This window comes from Agrobacterium sp. 22-226-1 (assembly GCF_053522345.1).
The window spans coordinates 19639-37672 of the sequence record NZ_JBNWCP010000005.1; the positions used below are offsets into that span (position 1 = coordinate 19639).

Annotated in this window: 14 protein-coding genes and 1 riboswitch; of the genes, 9 read left to right on the forward strand and 5 right to left on the reverse strand. The window is 59.0% G+C overall.

The window, feature by feature from the left end; genetic code table 11:
• Window position 1 precedes the first annotated feature (1 nt).
• Genes thiS through thiC form a run of 3 tightly spaced genes read right to left on the reverse strand, consistent with a single transcriptional unit; the run spans window position 2 to window position 2997 of the window.
• Complete coding sequence (thiS, locus tag ACQZ5K_RS10330; protein ID WP_003521310.1) at window positions 2-199, reverse strand: sulfur carrier protein ThiS; 198 nt, start codon at window positions 197-199, stop codon at window positions 2-4.
• Complete coding sequence (gene thiO / locus ACQZ5K_RS10335; RefSeq protein ID WP_448740289.1) at window positions 168-1172, reverse strand: glycine oxidase ThiO; 1005 nt, start codon at window positions 1170-1172, stop codon at window positions 168-170. Before thiO ends, thiS begins: the two co-directional genes overlap by 32 nt.
• A gap of 1 nt (window position 1173) precedes the next feature.
• Window positions 1174-2997, reverse strand: a complete 1824-nt coding sequence (gene thiC / locus ACQZ5K_RS10340) for a phosphomethylpyrimidine synthase ThiC (protein WP_448740290.1) — start codon at window positions 2995-2997, stop codon at window positions 1174-1176.
• A gap of 95 nt (window positions 2998-3092) precedes the next feature.
• Window positions 3093-3204: riboswitch (TPP riboswitch) on the reverse strand.
• Between the two features lie 182 nt (window positions 3205-3386).
• Here thiC and ACQZ5K_RS10345 point away from each other — a divergent pair.
• The 5 genes from ACQZ5K_RS10345 to ACQZ5K_RS10365 are packed head-to-tail and all read left to right on the forward strand — an operon-like array spanning window position 3387 to window position 9175.
• The gene (locus ACQZ5K_RS10345; protein ID WP_003521307.1) at window positions 3387-3638 is read left to right on the forward strand and encodes an acyl carrier protein; all 252 of its coding nucleotides are present in this window, start codon (window positions 3387-3389) and stop codon (window positions 3636-3638) included.
• Complete coding sequence (locus ACQZ5K_RS10350) at window positions 3638-4819, forward strand: acyl-CoA dehydrogenase family protein (RefSeq protein WP_448740291.1); 1182 nt, start codon at window positions 3638-3640, stop codon at window positions 4817-4819. The genes ACQZ5K_RS10345 and ACQZ5K_RS10350 overlap by 1 nt, the downstream gene beginning before the upstream one ends.
• A gap of 4 nt (window positions 4820-4823) precedes the next feature.
• On the forward strand, window positions 4824-5732 hold the full coding sequence (locus tag ACQZ5K_RS10355) for an amino acid--[acyl-carrier-protein] ligase (RefSeq protein ID WP_078052418.1): 909 nt from the start codon (window positions 4824-4826) through the stop codon (window positions 5730-5732).
• A gap of 6 nt (window positions 5733-5738) precedes the next feature.
• The gene (locus ACQZ5K_RS10360; protein ID WP_448740292.1) at window positions 5739-6722 is read left to right on the forward strand and encodes a DUF1839 family protein; all 984 of its coding nucleotides are present in this window, start codon (window positions 5739-5741) and stop codon (window positions 6720-6722) included.
• Window positions 6719-9175 (forward strand): beta-mannosidase, encoded by a 2457-nt coding sequence (locus ACQZ5K_RS10365; protein WP_448740293.1) that lies wholly within the window; start codon window positions 6719-6721, stop codon window positions 9173-9175. The genes ACQZ5K_RS10360 and ACQZ5K_RS10365 overlap by 4 nt, the downstream gene beginning before the upstream one ends.
• 20 nt (window positions 9176-9195) lie before the next feature.
• On the opposite strand, the gene ACQZ5K_RS10370 is transcribed toward ACQZ5K_RS10365, so the two are convergent.
• Entirely contained in the window at window positions 9196-11001 is a 1806-nt protein-coding gene (locus tag ACQZ5K_RS10370) for a serine aminopeptidase domain-containing protein (RefSeq protein ID WP_448740294.1), read from the reverse strand.
• Between the two features lie 344 nt (window positions 11002-11345).
• Here ACQZ5K_RS10370 and ACQZ5K_RS10375 point away from each other — a divergent pair, with 344 nt between their 5' ends.
• The 4 genes from ACQZ5K_RS10375 (at window position 11346) to ACQZ5K_RS10390 (ending at window position 17517) form a co-directional block, all read left to right on the forward strand.
• Window positions 11346-14063: an ABC transporter transmembrane domain-containing protein gene (locus ACQZ5K_RS10375; protein ID WP_448740295.1), complete on the forward strand. Its 2718-nt coding sequence runs from the start codon at window positions 11346-11348 to the stop codon at window positions 14061-14063.
• A gap of 43 nt (window positions 14064-14106) precedes the next feature.
• The gene (locus tag ACQZ5K_RS10380; RefSeq protein ID WP_003521299.1) at window positions 14107-14562 is read left to right on the forward strand and encodes a cyclic nucleotide-binding domain-containing protein; all 456 of its coding nucleotides are present in this window, start codon (window positions 14107-14109) and stop codon (window positions 14560-14562) included.
• Window positions 14563-14752: 190 nt separating this feature from the next.
• A complete protein-coding gene (locus ACQZ5K_RS10385; RefSeq protein ID WP_448740296.1) occupies window positions 14753-15613 on the forward strand; it encodes an MBL fold metallo-hydrolase in 861 nt (286 codons plus the stop codon).
• A 209-nt stretch (window positions 15614-15822) separates the two neighbouring features.
• Window positions 15823-17517 (forward strand): adenylate/guanylate cyclase domain-containing protein, encoded by a 1695-nt coding sequence (locus tag ACQZ5K_RS10390; protein ID WP_080815745.1) that lies wholly within the window; start codon window positions 15823-15825, stop codon window positions 17515-17517.
• Window positions 17518-17551: 34 nt separating this feature from the next.
• On the opposite strand, the gene ACQZ5K_RS10395 is transcribed toward ACQZ5K_RS10390, so the two are convergent.
• Window positions 17552-18034: a class I SAM-dependent methyltransferase gene (locus ACQZ5K_RS10395; protein ID WP_448740297.1), complete on the reverse strand. Its 483-nt coding sequence runs from the start codon at window positions 18032-18034 to the stop codon at window positions 17552-17554.

Genomic DNA, 18034 nt, shown 5'->3' on the forward strand with positions numbered 1-18034 from the left:
TTCAGCCTCCCTGCATCGGCGAGAGGATTTCGATACGGTCGAAAGCCTTCAGCTTATAATCGGCGCGCTCTTCCGAATGCACCAGGTCACCGTTTACCGCCGTCGCCAGCCACTCACCCTCGTATTCGAGGCTGGCGAGCAGGCCGGCCAGCGTCTCGGCGGCGAGATCAAGCTCGTCGCCATTCACCAGAAGTTTCATGATCCCGTTCCTTTTGAGAGAGAGTTTGGCAAACGACTTCAGCCGCCTGCCGCGCCATCGCCGGCGACAGCAGAAAGCCGTGCCGGTGCGCGCCGTTGATAAAAATAGTCCGGCCATCCTGCGTGACCTTCGGCAGATTGTCGGGATAGGCGGGGCGCACGCCGGTGCCGGTCTCGATGATTTCCGCTTCCGCGAAAGCCGGATGCACCGCATAGGCAGCATTCAGGAATTCCATCATCGAACGGACAGAAATGTCGCCGGTATCCTCGGTCTCGATCATCGTCGCGCCCACCATGAAACGGCCGGGCTCGCGCGGCACGATGTAAAGCGGAATGCGCGGATGCAGCAGCCGGACGGGACGAGACAGGGAAACCTCCCGCGTGGCGAGATAGAGCATCTCTCCCCGCACACCGCGAAGATCGGAAATCCCGCCGATTGCCGCAGAACCAGTGCAATCCACCACCCGGTCGAACGGCTCTTCATCCAACGGGATACCCATATGGAACTGCACACCCATGGTACAGAGCCGTTCATGCAGCGATTTCAGTGCAAGACGCGGATCGAGATGCCCCTCATCCGGAAAATAAAGCCCGGAACGAAACCGCCCGGCAAGATCTGGCTCCAGCGCGGCGATTTCGCCCTCATCCACCCAGCGATAGCCGGCGGTCCGCGATGCGAAACGCGAAAGCTCCGCCTTGTCGCGGGCCGGCGCAACGACCAGCGTGCCGTTACGGACGACAAGGCCGGGTGTCGCTTCATCCCACCAGTCGAGCGCCGCCTGACCGAGCGTCAGAACCGGCTCTTCAGCGCTTTCACGCTCGCACCAGGGCGCCAGCATGCCGCCCGCATACCAGGATGCGCCGCGCGGGGGTTCGGCATTGCGCTCGCAAACCTCGACGGTAACGCCGGTTCGCGCCAGCTCGAAGGCCGCCGTCAAACCGGCGACCCCCGTTCCCTTGACCAGAACGCGCATGCTATTCGGCATCCGCAGGCGTCGCGAGCGGCATGTAAAGCTCACCGCCTTCCTTGAAGCGTGCGGCCATGGCCTCCAGTCCCTCCTTTTGCGCCTCGGCGCGGATATCGTGAGAAATCCGCATCGAGCAGAATTTCGGTCCGCACATGGAGCAGAAATGCGCGACCTTGTGCGCTTCCTTCGGCAAGGTCTCGTCATGGAAGGAGCGCGCCGTATCCGGGTCCAGCGACAGGTTGAACTGGTCCTCCCAGCGGAACTCGAACCGCGCGCGCGACAGCGCATCGTCCCGCACCTGTGCCGCCGGATGGCCCTTGGCGAGATCGGCGGCGTGGGCAGCGATCTTGTAGGTGATGACGCCGACCTTCACGTCGTTGCGATCCGGCAGGCCGAGATGTTCCTTCGGCGTGACGTAGCAGAGCATCGCGGTGCCGAACCAGCCGATCATCGCCGCACCGATGCCGGAGGTGATATGGTCGTAACCCGGCGCAATATCGGTGGTGAGCGGCCCGAGCGTATAGAAAGGCGCCTCACCGCAGGTCTTCAGCTGCTTGTCCATATTTTCCTTGATCTTGTGCATCGGCACATGGCCGGGGCCTTCGATCATCACCTGGCAATCCTTCGCCCAGGCGATCTGCGTCAACTCGCCGAGCGTCTCCAGCTCCGCGAATTGTGCGGCGTCATTGGCGTCGGCAATCGAGCCGGGACGCAAACCATCGCCCAGCGAGAAGGAGACATCGTAAGCGCGGCAAATGTCGCAAATCTCGTCGAAATGCTCATACAGGAAGCTTTCCCTGTGGTGATGCAGACACCACTTGGCCATGATCGACCCGCCGCGCGAAACGATGCCGGTGACGCGGTTGACGGTGAGCGGGATGTAATGCAGCCGCACGCCGGCATGGATGGTGAAATAATCCACACCCTGCTCCGCCTGTTCGATCAGCGTATCGCGGAACACTTCCCAGTTCAGGTCTTCGGCAATGCCGTTGACCTTTTCAAGCGCCTGATAAAGCGGCACCGTACCGATCGGCACCGGCGAATTGCGGATGATCCATTCGCGGATATTGTGGATGTTGCGGCCGGTAGACAGGTCCATGACGGTATCCGCACCCCAGCGGATCGCCCAGACCATCTTCTCCACCTCTTCCGCCATGGAGGAGGTAACGGCGGAATTGCCGATATTGGCGTTGATCTTGACGAGAAAATTGCGGCCGATGATCATCGGCTCAAGTTCCGAATGATTGATATTGGCAGGGATGATGGCGCGGCCGGCCGCCACTTCCTGACGCACGAATTCCGCCGTGACGTAGTCCGGGATATGCGCGCCGAAACTTTCGCCGTCACGCGCCAACTTTTCCTTGGCCGCCTCGCGCCCGAGATTTTCACGGATGGCGATGAATTCCATTTCCGGCGTGATGATACCGGCCCGCGCATAGGCAAGCTGGGTCACGGCTTTACCGGCCGTGGCTCTGAGCGGCTGGTGGCGCACCGAAAATTCGGGCGTCAGGCGTTCGCCGGTGGCAAAGCCGTTATCCTCCGGCTTGACGTGCCGGCCGTCATAGGCCTCGACATCGCCGCGCGCAACGACCCAGTCATGACGCAGACGCGGCAGACCCTTTTCAATGAGAACGGGATGGGTAGGGTCGGTATAAGGACCCGAGGAATCATAGACCGTAACCGGCGGTTCACCCGCCGTCGGATGAACCGCAATCTCGCGCATCGGCACGCGGATATGGGGATGCAAAATTCCCGGTTTATGGATTTTCGTGGAGGCGGCATGCGGCCCGGTGGTAACCGACAGCGGGATAGTCTTGGCAGCGATATTCATCTTGAGGCTCCAAAGTTTAACAGTGGAGACCCAGTTCGAGCCGGAATGATGGAAAATACCGAATTGCCGGAACGCGACGTCATACGCCCGCCCGACCTTCGGTCTTTGCACCGTCCCTACGCCAGTATGAACTGGATCAGGTTCAACGGGTCACTGCGCATGAAAGCAGAATCTCAGCCCCTTGACGGGACACCCCTGGTGAATGGCCACAGCAAAAAACACCGACCGGCATTTGTCAAGGCCGACGATCCATGCTTGGCAAAGGTGCGGGAATGGCGCATGCTGCCGTTAGTTGTAATTAACCTAACGGTTTAGGCGAATATTATCGTTTGCAACGTAACGATAAGCACAAACCATCCTGATGTGAAATTCATGGGAGATACGTCGGAATGAACGCGACTATTCGTGAAATACTGGCCAAATTCGGCCAGCTTCCAACCCCTGTCGATACGATTGCAGATGAAGCCGATCTTTATGCGGCGGGCCTTTCTTCCTTTGCATCCGTGCAATTGATGCTCGGCATCGAAGAAGCATTCGATATCGAATTCCCCGACAATCTGCTGAACCGCAAGTCATTTGCGAGCATCAGGGCCATTGAAGACACCGTTAAGCTCATTCTGGATGGTAAAGAGGCAGCCTGATGAACGTCACCGTAGCGCCGCAGGATGAAACGCTGTCCGCGCGCGCGGGCCGTGTCGCCGCAATCGCCGCCAAACACGCGGATGAGGTGGATGTCACCGGCCGCTTCCCGCAGGAAGCCGTCCACGCCTTGCGACAGGAACGTCTGCTCGGCATCCAGGTCCCCTCTTCGCTGGGCGGCGAAAGCGCTTCCCTACAGGAAATCGCCGATATCTGCGCCCGGCTTGGTCAGGCCTGTTCGGCAACCGCGATGATTTTCGCCATGCACCATATCAAGGCATCCAGCCTGGTGGAACACGGCGAGACGAGCGCATGGCATGCCGGCTTCATGAGCCGCATCGCCAGCGAACAGCTTCTGCTCGGCTCCGCCACCACCGAAGGCGGCATTGGCGGCAATCTGCGCAACTCCATCTGTGCAATCGAGGTCGAAGGCGATTTCTGCCGGCTGGAAAAAGACGCCACCGTCATTTCCTATGGCAGCAATGCCGATGCGATCCTCATCACCTCGCGCGCCCACAAGGATGCCGCGCCCGCCGATCAGGTGATGACGGTCTTTCTGAAAAACCAGTACACGCTCGAAAAGACCCATGTGTGGGATACGCTCGGCATGCGCGGCACCTGTTCGGACGGCTTCCTGTTTCGTGGCGAAGCGCCGGCGGCGCAGATATTCCCGAAACCCTTTGCGGAAATCGCTGCACAATCCATGCTTGCAAGCTCGCATCTCCTGTGGAGCGCCGTCTGGTACGGCATCGCCTCGGATGCAGTGCTGCGCGCCCAGTCTTTCGTCAGAGCCGCGGCGCGCAAGTCGCCCGGCACCGCTCCTCCCGGCGCGATCCGCCTTGCCGAGGTCTCCACCAAGCTGCAGGTCGTGAAATCCAACATCATCGCCGGCATCAAGGCTTACGAGGACACCAAGAGCGACCCCGAAAAACTGATGTCCATGGCCTTTGCCGTCGCCATGAACAATGTGAAAATCTGCTCTTCGGAAACCATTCTCGAGATCATCGATCATGCCATGCTGGTCTGCGGCATCATGGGCTACAAGAACGGCACGCCCTACAGCCTCGGCCGGCACCTGCGCGACGCGCACTCCGCCCGTCTGATGATTTCCAACGACCGAATTCTCGGCAATTCCGCCAATCTCCTGCTGGTTCACAAGCAGGACACCAGCCTCTTGGGATAAGACCATGGACATGCAAACATCGTTTCTCGATCGACTGTTCGAAGAAGGCCTGCTGATTGAAACCGGTGTGGACGGTCTTTATGGACGCAGCGGCCAGTTCGAGGATGTCATTGCCGCCTTTGAGCGGCTGATCGACCGCACGGGCGGCGCTGACGGCGCCGAAGCGATCCGCTTTCCGCCCGGCATCAACCGCGCCTATTTCGAAAAGAGCGGTTATATGAAGAGCTTCCCGCAGCTCGCCGGCACGGTCCATTCCTTCTGCGGCTGTGAGCTCGACCATGTCAGCCTGCTGAAAACCATGGATGAGGGCGGCGACTGGACCAAGGACCAGAAAGCGACAGACATCGTGCTGACGCCGGCGGCCTGCTACCCGCTTTATCCGACGATTGCCAAGCGCGGCGCGCTACCTGCCGGCGGCGGTCTCTATGACATCCAGTCCTATTGTTTCCGTCATGAACCCTCCAAGGACCCGGCCCGCCAGCAGCTTTTCCGCATGCGCGAATATGTTTGCATGGGCACCGAGTCCGACGTCACCGAATTCCGCCAGACCTGGATGGATCGCGGCGTGGAGATGATGAAGGCGGTCGGGCTCGATGTCACCATCGATGTCGCCAACGATCCCTTCTTCGGCCGCGCCGGCAAGATGCTCGCCAACAACCAGCGCGACCAGAACCTGAAATTCGAACTCTTGATCCCGGTCACATCCACGACCAGCCCGACGGCCTGCATGAGCTTTAATTATCATCAGGATGCCTTCGGCCAGAAATGGGGCCTCAACCTCGCCAATGGCGATGTCGCCCATACCGCCTGCGTCGGTTTCGGCCTTGAGCGCATCGCGCTGGCGCTGTTTGCACATCACGGTCTCGACGTGAAGAAATGGCCTGCGAAGGTCGTGGAAACGCTCTGGGGCTGATCATTCATGCGGCAGATTTTTCCCGGTCTCGATCCCAGAAACTATGTGCAGCATCCGCTCCATTCCTCCGAGAGAATGTGGCCGGAGACCAATTGCTACATCGATTTGTGGATCGAGGTGCTGGCCTCGAAAGGACTGCCGCCGGAAGCCATGTTCGGTTTCACGCTCACGCAGGATTTCGAAGGCGACCAGTTCACCTTCTTCAAGGTGCCGCTGGAAGACCTTGAGGCGCTTTATGGCGTTCGCGCCACCGAACTTGCGATCTTCGACAGCGTGGAAAACCACATCGAGGCGCAGCTCGCACGCGGCCGCATCTGCCTGATCGAGATGGACAGCTTCTATATGCCGGATACCCATGGGGTGGGCTACCGGAAGGAACATGGCAAGACCACCATCGCCATCAACCGGCTTGATCTCGCGAAGCGCGAACTCGACTATTTCCACAATGCAGGCTTCTTCCATCTTGCAGGCGAAGATTTTGACGGTCTGTTCCAGCATCATCTGGCCGAGACCGACCCGCCGTTCCTGCCCTATACCGAATTTGCAAAATTCGCGGATAGCAGCCCCTCGCCCGCACATATTCGCAAGACTGCCGAACGGCTCCTGAAATTTCATTTTTCCAGACGGCCCTCCGCCAACCCGATCCGTGCTTTTGCCGGCGTTTTTCCGGCGCAGGTGAAAAAGGTCGCCGACCGACCCTTCGGCTTTTTCCACAAATATGCCTTCAACACGCTGCGCCAGCTCGGCGCCAATTTCGAACTGGCGGCAAGCCACTTCGAATGGCTGGACGCGGATGGTTTTTCTGAAGCAAGAGACCACGCGCTCAAGATTTCCGAGGTTGCCAAGACCGTGCAGTTCCAGCTTGCACGCGCCGTCACCCGCCGCAAATTTGATGCACTGGCCACCGTGCTCGATCCAGCAGCGGATGCGTGGGATGGCGTGATGGAAGCGCTTTCGACTAAACTCACTGATGCCAGCGAGGCCGCGTGAGGACTTATCTTCCCGGCGAAAGCGAGGAATTGCTGAGCGAAGGCTGGACGCTGACGCTGACACCCGCCGATGCCTGTGAGACGCCGTCCGATATTCCCGCATCGCTTGAAAGCCTTCACGTCTCCGTTCCCGGCACCGTGGCGCAGGCTCTGGAAGCGGCTGGAAAATTCGACCGCCTTGCCCCGGCGCCTCTCAATGACAGGGATGCCTGGTATCGGCTGACGATGATTTCCGATACGCGCGAACGCGCCACCCTACGCTTCGACGGTCTCTCCACCATTGCCGAAATCTTCTTCAACGGCGAGCTGATCGCCGCGAGCCAGAGCATGTTCGAAAGGCTGGAAGTGCCTGTCGAACTCACAGGCGCGGACGAGCTTTGCATCTGCTTCCGGGCGCTTGCGCCGAGGCTTGAAAAAACCGGTCCCCGCGCTCGCTGGCGGCCGCAGATGATGAATACGCAGGGGTTGCGGCTGATCCGTACCACCGCACTCGGTTACATGCCCGGCTGGTGCCCGGAAATCCACGCCGCCGGTCCATGGCGACCCATCAGTCTGATCAGACGGGAAGCGGTGCTTTGCACGCTCCGATCTTCGCTGGACGAGGCAGGAACGGGAACGCTCGCCATCTCGCTGGAAACCAAACGGCCTATAAAATCGGCACGGTTTGGCTGCGCGGGTTATAGCGCCGATCTTTCCACGGATGAGAACGGCAAGTTTTCCGGCGAACTCCACATACCCGAAGTCGAACCATGGTGGCCGCACACCCATGGCAGGCCTGCGCTGCACGACACGCTTTTGGAACTGGACGGCGAACAACATAGGCTGGGGCGCAGCGGCTTCCGGCGGGTCGAGATCGATCATGGCGAAGATGGTAATGGTTTCGGCCTCAAGGTGAACGGTCAGCCGGTCTTCTGCCGCGGCGCGGTCTGGACGACGGCCGATATTGTGCGCCTGCCGGGAACAGGGCCGGATTATGAGCCATGGCTTAGAAAAGCCGCGGAAGCCGGCATGAACATGATCCGCATCGGCGGCACCATGGCTTATGAGACGCCGGAATTTTTCGCACTTTGCGACGAACTCGGCATCATGGTCTGGCAGGACGCCATGCTCGCCAATTTCGATTACCCGGCAAAGGACGAGAGCCTGCGCCAGCACATCGTCACGGAAATCTCGCAGTTCCTCGAAGCCACCGCGCTTTCTCCATCGCTCACCGTCTTCTGCGGCGGCAGTGAAATGTACCAGCAGGGCGCGATGCTCGGTCTTCCGGAACAGATATGGAAGGGAGCGCTCACCGAGGAGGTTCTGCCGGAACTCCTTGCCGAGAAACGCCCGGACACAGCCTATGTCGCCAATTCCCCCTTCGGCGGCGCATTGCCCTTTTTTCCCAACGTCGGGGTCGGCCATTATTACGGCGTGGGCGCCTATTGCTGCCCGCTGGAAGATGCGCGCCGCGCCGATCTGCGCTTCGCCGCCGAGTGCCTCGCCTTCGCCAATATTCCCGAACAGGAAACGCTGGACAGATATCTACCCGGCGTGGCCGTGCACGATCCGCGATGGAAGGCACGCGCACCTCGGGATCGCGGGGCATCCTGGGACTTCGAGGATGTTCGCGACCATTATCTGAACCTGCTCTACGACGTCGAACCTGATGTTCTGCGTCGCGAAGACGGCGGCCTTTATCTCGACATGTCCCGGGCCGTCACGGCCGAGGTCATGGAGGCGACTTTCGCCGAATGGCGGCGCAGCGGTTCCTCCTGTCAGGGCGCTCTGGTCTGGACCCTGCAGGATCTCGTTCCCGGCGCAGGCTGGGGTATCATCGATGCCACGGGCCGGCCCAAATCCGTCTGGCACGCGTTGAAAAGGGCATTCCGCCCCATTCAGGTTACTTTTTCCGATGAGGGCACGAACGGGCTGGATATCCATCTCGTCAACGAGACCGGCGGCGGCCTCGAAGCCATGCTGGAACTGACCTGCCTGCGCGAAGGTGTGCAACCCGTCGTCCACGCCAAACGACCGTTCACGCTTTCGCCGCGACAGAGCCAGACCATTGCCGCAACAGATTTGTTCGGCGCCTTTTTCGATACGACCTATGCCTATCGTTTCGGCCCTCCATCCCATGATGTAACGGTCGCCCGGCTTCGCGACGTTGCAACAGGACACGTGATCGCCGACGCATTCCATTTCCCTCTCGGCCGGAAAAAGGCGCTACACGCCGCAAACCTTCAGGTCGCGATCGGTGAAACGAGCGGCAACTGGTCTCTTGAAATCGGCACGGATCGGCTGGCGCAGTCCGTCCATGTCGAGGTGCAGGGTTATTTCGCCTCGGAAAACTGGTTCCATCTCGGCCCCGGCGAAACAAGAAAAATCAGCCTCCTGCCGGAGACCCCGGCGACGGAAGTTCCTCCTTCCGGAGAGGTCGTGTCACTGGGTTCCAGCCGGCGATTTTCCTTCTAGGACATGACAGCCAAGCATTTTTACCGCAAATGCGCGAGAGCCAGCCGCTTCACCGCGTCGATATAGATTTGTCTGGCTTCCGGCGTTGAAAGATTGTGATCGGCATCGGGAATAATGGTCAGCGACACGTTCTTATAGGCGGCTAGTCCTTTGCCATTGGCGTCGAAGTAATATTGGAAGTGCTCCAGACCATCGTCGTTGTCGCTGTAGAGCAGATGAACGACGGTATCATTCGCCTTCAATTTGTCGAACGCACCATAGACGGCACGCCCTTCCTCGCTGCCCCTGCGGAACAGCCTCGCCGTTTTTGTCGAAAGCCTCTTGATCGTCGCCTTGACGATGTTCAGCCCCGCACTTGCCACATCGACATCGCCGCTGATGAGACGCTTGAAGGTCGCGCCCTGTCGAAAGCGCTGGCTGTATTCCCCGAAGGAACGCGGGCGTTTATGCAGGGCCTCATCCACCGAGCGGCCTTTGCGCCAATGGAAGACAACCGGATTGACCGCGACCACGGCGTCGATCCGCTCATCGGCGATTGCACCGTTGAAGGCGAGATAAGCGCCGCTGCACCGGCCCGCCGCAATGAAAGGTCCCTTGCCGCGCTTGCCGAGAAAATCGAGTGCGGCAGCCACGTCGTCATTCTGCGCGGCATCGTAAAGAACCTGCTCGGGCACGTTTTTGACCGGAGGGCTGTCGGCAATATTGGCCGCATCGAAGCGAAGCGATGCCACCCCCTCGCGCGCCAATGTACGGGCCATCTGCACGGAAAGCCTGCCCCAGCCCGCATGCCGGTCATAGGCCGCGCCAAGCAGAAGAACCGAAGAAACCACCTCCCGGTCGTCCGGCCCGCAAAAAATACCGAAAAGCCGCCCGCCTTCTCCAAATTGCACCGGCTGCTCGAGAAAACCGCGCCCACGCTGCGGGGCATTGACTATGAAATCCTCTTGGGGGATCGCCGGACTCTCGGCATGGGTCTGGGAGAGAACCCAATCAACCAGCCGGTTGACTACATCGTCGGATATTTTCGAAAGCGTAGGGCTGGAGACGAGATCGTCGTAACCTGAAAACTCCGCCTCCTCCACCGCACCGCCAATCGCAACGAGATGCCTGGCGAAATCGGCATCGGTTACGCGGCCCGGCCGGGAAAGCGCCAGAATGGTGCGCGCCGGAGCAGCGGTCAGATTTGAAAGATTGGCCTTCCTGATCGCGTCGGCAACACCGGCAGGCATGGCCATGCCGGCAATCGATCCCGCCTCCGTCATCCGTTGCGCGGGCCGAAGACCGAGGCCATCGTCGATCATGGAGGACCACATCGCCAGTTCACGCAGATGGGCGCGGCCGGAAACGACGGGCGCCAGAAGCGCCATGGAACCCACTTCAGCCACATCTGCAAACGCCTGCGCAGCAATCAGGCAGCCGAGGCCCTGAGCGACAACGACCACTTCGGCGCAGCCGGAAAGACGCTTTAGACAGTTGAGCGCCGCGCGCGCGTCGGAAATCCAGTCCGCTGCACGGCCCGCATCATCAGGGTCGAAGGCGTCACCCGCGCCCAGATAGTCGAATCGCAGGCTGGCGACACCGCAAGCGGCCAGCCGCTCGGCCAGTACCCGTTGAAACTTGCGGCTGCACAGCTCCTCCATGCCCCATGGGCTGACGAAAAGAACGGCATGGCGCTGTCTGACGTCCTTGCGCGCCGGATGGAAAATCCCGGTCAGCCCATCAAAAGAGACCGGATGCGCAACCGCCCCATTCGAGGAAATGCCGGAAAGCGACAATGCATCAAGAGACGGATCGCTGCCTGTACGCTCTGAAATATCTATCGCCATCGACCTTGCCATCATTGCGCCAGTGTCTGGCTCAACCATTACGGGATCATTGTATCGAAACGTCTTACCGCCTGATCTACAATAAAAACAACAACATTAGAGAAGTCTAAAAATATAGTCGCATTTATATCCATTACCGCCCGCACGTTGCAAAAACAAACGCCGGGGTGACGGAGAAGTCCCGGCGGGGCCGCTATTTTGCTCGAAACCGCTTGAATATACTGATAAATAGCGAGTCCCATACCTATTTGCAGGAGGAGGTTGCGCCACCCGGCCACCGGATCGTCTAGACACCGCGCAAACCAACACACCGGGCCACGCCCGGCAGTTCATAGAAGTTTTATATGGAACAAAGCCTTACGCGTTATATCTGGTCGCACACGAGGCGGCAGCAGCTTTTCATTCTGCTGATCGTGGCCCTGTCGATGATCCCCTATTTCCTCGCCTTCGATCTGCCCAAGCAGATCGTCAACGGCCCAATTCAGGGGGATGGTTTCGAAGGGGCGAATGCGACGCAGCTTTTCATGCATCTCACGGTCGATATCCCTTACTGGGGCACCGTGACATTATTCCCCGGGCTCGAGCTCAACCGCATGTCGATGCTGATGGCGCTCAGCCTGACGTTCCTTGCGCTTGTCATCATCAACGGGCTCTTCAAATATTACATCAATACCTACAAGGGCCGTCTTGGCGAGCGGCTCCTGCGACGCATCCGCTTCGAGCTCATCGACAAGATCCTGCGGTTCCCACCCTCCCATTTCAAGCGGGTCAAAGGTGCGGAAATCTCCAGCATGGTGAAGGACGAGGTGGAACCGCTCGGCGGCTTTACCGGCGACGCCTTCGTGCAGCCGGCCCTTCTCGGCGGCCAGGCGCTCTCCGCACTCTTCTTCATTCTCGTTCAGAATTTCTGGCTGGGCCTGATCGCGGCTTTCATGGCCGCCATTCAGGTGGGCATCATTCCCAAAATGCGCCGTCGCCTCATCGAACTCGGCCGCCAGCGGCAGCTGAGCGCCCGCCAGCTCGCCGGACGCATCGGCGAAATGGTTGACGGTATCGGCACCATCCATGCCTATGACACGTCCAATTACGAGCGCGCGGATGCCTCGCACCGGCTCGGCGACATCTTCAAGATCCGCTACGATCTCTACCAGTGGAAGTTTCTGGTCAAGTTCATCAATAACTTCCTCGCACAGCTCACCCCCTTTTTCTTTTATGCTCTCGGCGGTTATCTCACACTGAAGGGCAGCCTCGATGTCGGGCAGCTGGTCGCCGTCATCAATGCCTATAAGGAACTGCCCGGACCGCTGAAGGAACTGATCGACTGGGATCAGGCACGCCAGGACGTGCAGGTGAAATACGAGCAGGTCTTCGAGCAGTTCGATGCACCGAACATGATCGACGAGAAGGTGCAGAAACTGTCTCCCGGCGCCGTCGCGGCGATCAGCGCCCCGATCGTCGTCGCCAATCTGACGCTGGAGGACGATAGCGGCAGCCGGCTTCTGGAACAGGCATCGCTGAAGGTCGAGCCGGGCGAGGTGGTCGCCATCGTCGGCGGCTCGGGCGCCGAGGCGCTGGCGGATGCAATCGGCCGCACGCTCTGGCCAACCTCGGGCAAGATCAGTATCAACGACGTCGACATATTGGAACTGCCGGAATCGATGACCGGACGGCGCATTTCCTATGTGTCCTCGGACAGCTATTTCTTCCACGCCAGCCTGAAGGACAATCTGCTTTACGGCCTCAAACACGCCCCGCTTGCGGACAGGGACTATGAGGGGGCGGCGCTGGAACATCGCAAGTGGGAAATCCGCGAAGCCAAGATGGCGGGCAATCCGCTGATCGATATCAACAGCGAATGGATCGATTACGCTTCGAGCCCGGCCGGCGACGGCAGGCCGGAAAATCTCATCCAGGCCATTCTGGCCGTCCTCGACAGCGTGGAGCTGTCGCAGGATATTCTGGAGTTTGCGCTGCGTTCCTCGATCGACCCTTTGACCGACCTGCATCTTGCCGCGCGCATCGTTGAACTGCGGCATGTGCTGCGTGCGGAGCTCGAAAAGGAAAATCTGAGCGGCCTCATCGCACCTTTTGAACTGGAGAGCTATAACAGCGAGGCGACGGTCGGCGAAAACCTGCTGTTCGGCACCATGCGGGATTCTTCCCAGACGATCCGAACCGTCATCGAAAGCGACTATTTCCGCTCCCTGATGCGCGAAACCGGCCTTGTGAAAACCCTGTTCGAGATGGGTTACACGATTGCCGAAAACATCGTGGAAATCTTCGCCGACCTGCCGGGAGACCACCCCTTCTTCCAGCAGCTCACCTTCATGACGCCCGACGACATTCCGGTGTATCAGCAAATGCTGCAACGCCTTCAGAGCCGGAGTTTCGACGAGGCCAATGAAAGCGAAAAGCGCGCAATGCTGCGGCTCAGCTTCTTCTACATCGAGCCTCGCCAGCGTTTCGGCCTGCTGTCGCCGGAGATCATGAACCGGATCGTCGAAGTCCGGCACATGTTCCATGAGAACCTGCCCGACAGCCTGAAAAACGTGATCGAAATCTACGATCCGACCAAATATATGAGCGCCACCAGCCTGCTGGACAATATCCTGTTCGGCAAGGTCAGCCATCGCTACACCGACGCCTCGCGGCGCATCACCCGCATCGTCGCCGATGTCATGCGCAAGCAGGGTGTCTATGAACGCGTGCTGGCGGTGGGTCTGGACTTCAACCTCGGCGCCGGCGGCAAGCGGCTTGGCCCGCTCCAGCGCCAGAAGCTCAATCTCGCACGGGCGCTGATCCGCAAATCCGATTATTACGTCTTCAACCGCCCTCTTCCCGGCCTCGATCCCCGACAGCAGGAGGAAATTGTCGAGCGGGTCATCACACTCCTGAAACAGAACAACAATAACCCGTCGATCATATGGGTCCTGTCGAATGCGACGCTCTCCCGCATGTTCGAGCGGGTGATCGTTGTTCATCAGGGCCTGATCACCGCCGACGGAAGTTACGAGACTCTCGCCGAGGAAAACGGTACATTCAAGGACATGGTCGCAACATAAATCCAAGAAGGTGACCGAGGTGGAACAAGAACAGGGTAAGTCAATGCTGTTTAAAGACGAAATTCAGATGCTGAAACGGGTGCCGTTTTTTTCGGAAATGGAACCGTCAAAGCTCAAACTACTGGCATTCGCATCCGACCGGGTGTCCTATCATGCTGGCGACGTGCTGTTTCATCAGGGAGATGTCGGCGATGCGGCCTATGTCGTCTTGACCGGAAAAGTCGATGTTCTGGTCGATTCCCCTTCGGGCACGCTGAAAGTGGCCGAAATGACCGGCAATGCCATTGTCGGCGAAATCGCCATCCTCTGCGATAGCGTCAGAACCGCGACCGTTCGCGCCTCCACCAATGTGGAAGCCCTGCGCATCGGCAAGGAACAGTTCTTCAAGCTCATGTCCGATTTCCCCGACATCACCATCAAGGTCATGCGCGTTCTGGCCGAACGCCTTACCCAGACGACGGCGGAACTGAGCAAAGCGCGGGCGGGTGCCCGGACATAAACGACAATTCCTTGCTACCGTGAATGGCGATATTGGAAAAATAAATGTCGTACTATTGCAATATAAATGAAATGCTGACTGAATAAGGGGTAAAGGCGTCCGCCAGAAACGAGCGGATATAAGAATCTATAGAGACAACGGGCTTCATGGGAGGAAAGCGTGCAAGATTCCGTTGTTATTGGGGTGTGTCATGGCGTTCGATTCCGACACAGCAAGTCGGGAAAGTAATAGAAATTTTCGGGTAAAGATCTGGGGTGCGCGGGGAACGCTTCCTGTTTCAGGTGAAAACTTCCGAAAATACGGCGGAAATACCATCTGCATCGAGGTGAGATGCGGCGATCACGTTCTTTTGTTCGATGCGGGTTCGGGCTTGCATCCCGCTGGCCTTGCCCTGCGGGCGGAAGGCATTACCGACGTCAATCTGTTCTTCTCGCATTGTCATTACGACCACATTGTCGGCTTCCCCTATTTCAAGCCCTTTTATAACAGCTCCAACGATGTCGCCATCTGGTCGGGGCACCTCGCAGGCACCATGACCACCCGGGAAATGCTCAAGGACTTCATGAGCCCGCCGTGGTTCCCCGTGCCGCTGGAAATCTGCTGCGCAAAAATCGACACGCGGGACTTCATGCCGGGCGATGCGCTCGATGTGCATCACGGCCTTTCGATAAGAACCGGAATGCTCAATCATCCCGGCAACGCCATCGGATATCGGCTGGACTGGGAAGGAAAGTCCCTCGCCATCATCACCGACACCGAACATGAGCCGGGCGATATGGACGAAACCGTGCTCGACCTGATCAGGGACGTCGACCTTTTCCTCTATGACGCCATGTTCACCGATGAGGAAATGAGCCTTTATCGCGGCTATGGCCATTCATCCTGGCAACAGGCGATCCGCCTCGCCAAACGCGCCGGCGCAAAAAATGTCGGCTTCATCCACCACGCCCCAAGCCGCAGCGACGAAGAACTGGACACTATCGAAAAACAGGCGAAAGCCCAGTTCAGTGGGGCCTTCGCGGCCATGGACGGCCAGATCATCGAACTCTGACACAATCTGGCTCCGGCGAAGTCGAGCTGTCCGACCGCGTTTTCGAAACTCTGATTTCGACATCCCTTGCCATGCGGGCGTTCGAACACGCACAATTGACCGTTTCCGATGGATTGCTCCACGATATTGCCATGAGACGGCCTGCAATAAGGGTGCCACCACATATTACATGATGATTCTGCGCTGGATGACCACATGATGGGATTTGCATGATCCGTTTCTTTTCGGAGACCAATTTGAGACGCGCCCGGATTTTATCCGGCCTCATCATATTTGCTTTCGTATTTTCCCATCTTTTCAATCACTCCCTCGCACTCATCTCCATCGATACCGCCGAACGGGCGCGAAAATGGTTCAGCCTGATCTGGCTCAACCCCGTCAGCAGCCTGCTTTTTTATGGTTCGGTTCTGGTGCATGTCTGTCTTGTTCTGCGCTCGCTTTATCTGCGCAGAACGCTGCGCATGCCGCTCCGCGAAGCGCTTCAGGTCATCTTCGGCCTGTCGATCCCGTTCCTGATCATCGGCCACGCCGTCAATATCCGCGTGTCGCACATGCTTTATGGCATCGATGTCGGCTATTATTCGGTCATCCGCAGGCTGTGGATCAACAACCCGATACAGGGCGCCTGGCAAAGCCTCGCCTTGATCGTGATCTGGGTCCACGGATGCATTGGCCTCTATTTCTGGCTGCGTTACCGGGACTGGTATCCCCGCATAGCCGGGCTGTTCATGACGGTGGCCGTGATGCTGCCGCTCCTGGCGCTGCTGGGCTTCAGCGATGCCGGCCGCTGGCTGGCGGAAATCGATGAAAAATACGCGCTTCCGCCCGGACTTGCCGACAATACTATCCAAAAGGACGAGCTGCCTCTGCAGCGGGAAATGGAAACACAGATCCGTTTCATCACCGGCACAGCGGAGACGTTGTTCGTCGGCGCGGTAATGCTGGTTTTCGCCATGCGTGGCGTACGCAGCTTTCGGCAACGATTGACGGCGATCGAAATCCGCTATGAACATGGCGCGCAGGCACATGTACCTGCTGGGCTCAGCATTCTGGAAGCGAGCCGGCTTGCGGGAATTCCGCATTACTCCGTCTGCGGCGGCAAGGGGCGCTGCTCAACCTGTCGCGTCAAGGTTCTGAACAGCAAAGGCCCGCTGCCGCCACCGGGAGACATCGAGCAAACCACATTGAGGCGCATCCATGCCGATTCGGATGTCCGGCTCGGCTGCCAGCTACGCCCCACCAGCGATATTGATATCGCGCTTCTCGTTTCGCCGCCCCAGCAAAGCGACCTGCCGGCCGATGCACAGCCGGCCCGCCCCGGCCGGGAAGAAGAAATCGCCATCCTCTTTTGCGATCTGCGCAACTTCACCACGCTTTCCGAAGCGAAGCTGCCCTATGATGTCGTCTTCCTTCTGAACCGCTATTTCACCATCGTCGGCCAGGCTGTCGAACAGGCGGGAGGCCATCTCGACAAATTCATCGGCGATGGCGCCATGGCGCTTTTCGGACTTGGCGAGGACGCGGAACACGCCTGCCGCAACGCCATGAAGGCGGCCGCGACCATATTGCGGGATATCGCAATCCTGAACGAGGGGCTGGAGAAACAATTCGCCGTCCGCCTGGAAGTCGTCGTCGGCATACATTCCGGTCCGAGCATCGTCGGCGTCATGGGATATGGCGCGGCCAAAACCCTGACGGCCATCGGCGATACCGTCAACGTGGCAAGCAGGCTCGAATCCAAGGCCAAGGAATTCGGCGCAGCCATCGTTGTTTCCGAACCGGCCATCATTCAGGCGGGACAGGAGATTGCCGATCTCAGAAGCGAAGAAATCGCCATTCGCGGCCGCAACTCGCAAATGAAGGTCTTCCTGCTCTCGAAAGAAGAGAGCGAACGCTATTTATGAGATAGCCCCGTCACACCTGTCGGGGCGTCCGATCTCAAATCTTGCGATAGAGAAAATAACGGTCCGTCGGCACGCTTGCCGGCACCGGCAGCGGCTTCAACATGGGATGATCCAGAGGCAGGCCGCTAACCGCGAGACCGCCTTTCGCCAGCATGCCCGCCGCAAGATCGGGCAACCATGTGAGGGTGACCGCATCCTTTTCCGGATAGCCCGTGCCGATATCGGCATGCACGAATGCTGCTTCCGAGCCGATGAAAGTCGGAGCGGTTTGCGATATTTCACCGATCACCAGATCCTCCTGCGCCGGAACGGAGGAGGCGTGCGCACCCATGGCCCTGTCGAAAGCGATGATGCGGCGGTTGGGGAACAGTTCCCGCAGGTGATTGAAGGTGCGCCCGTTGCCAAGGCCGATTTCCATAAGCGCACCTTCAGCCAGCAGATCGAGATCGGCTGCAACATGGTTGAGGATATCCCGCTGCGCGGTCAGCCGGCGAATGAAACTATCGAGTCTGCTCAT

Excerpts from the sequence above, each read along its gene's own strand:
- ACQZ5K_RS10375 (WP_448740295.1), top strand. The coding sequence starts at position 11,346 with ATGGAACAAAGCCTTACGCGTTATATCTGGTCGCACACGAGGCGGCAG.
- ACQZ5K_RS10385 (WP_448740296.1), top strand. The coding sequence starts at position 14,753 with ATGGCGTTCGATTCCGACACAGCAAGTCGGGAAAGTAATAGAAATTTT.
- ACQZ5K_RS10345 (WP_003521307.1), top strand. The coding sequence starts at position 3,387 with ATGAACGCGACTATTCGTGAAATACTGGCCAAATTCGGCCAGCTTCCA.
- ACQZ5K_RS10370 (WP_448740294.1), bottom strand. The coding sequence starts at position 11,001 with ATGGCGATAGATATTTCAGAGCGTACAGGCAGCGATCCGTCTCTTGAT.
- thiC (WP_448740290.1), bottom strand. The coding sequence starts at position 2,997 with ATGAATATCGCTGCCAAGACTATCCCGCTGTCGGTTACCACCGGGCCG.
- ACQZ5K_RS10350 (WP_448740291.1), top strand. The coding sequence starts at position 3,638 with ATGAACGTCACCGTAGCGCCGCAGGATGAAACGCTGTCCGCGCGCGCG.
- ACQZ5K_RS10390 (WP_080815745.1), top strand. The coding sequence starts at position 15,823 with ATGATCCGTTTCTTTTCGGAGACCAATTTGAGACGCGCCCGGATTTTA.
- thiO (WP_448740289.1), bottom strand. The coding sequence starts at position 1,172 with ATGCGCGTTCTGGTCAAGGGAACGGGGGTCGCCGGTTTGACGGCGGCC.
- thiS (WP_003521310.1), bottom strand. The coding sequence starts at position 199 with ATGAAACTTCTGGTGAATGGCGACGAGCTTGATCTCGCCGCCGAGACG.
- ACQZ5K_RS10355 (WP_078052418.1), top strand. The coding sequence starts at position 4,824 with ATGGACATGCAAACATCGTTTCTCGATCGACTGTTCGAAGAAGGCCTG.
- ACQZ5K_RS10380 (WP_003521299.1), top strand. The coding sequence starts at position 14,107 with ATGCTGTTTAAAGACGAAATTCAGATGCTGAAACGGGTGCCGTTTTTT.
- ACQZ5K_RS10360 (WP_448740292.1), top strand. The coding sequence starts at position 5,739 with ATGCGGCAGATTTTTCCCGGTCTCGATCCCAGAAACTATGTGCAGCAT.
- ACQZ5K_RS10395 (WP_448740297.1), bottom strand. The coding sequence starts at position 18,034 with ATGAGCAGACTCGATAGTTTCATTCGCCGGCTGACCGCGCAGCGGGAT.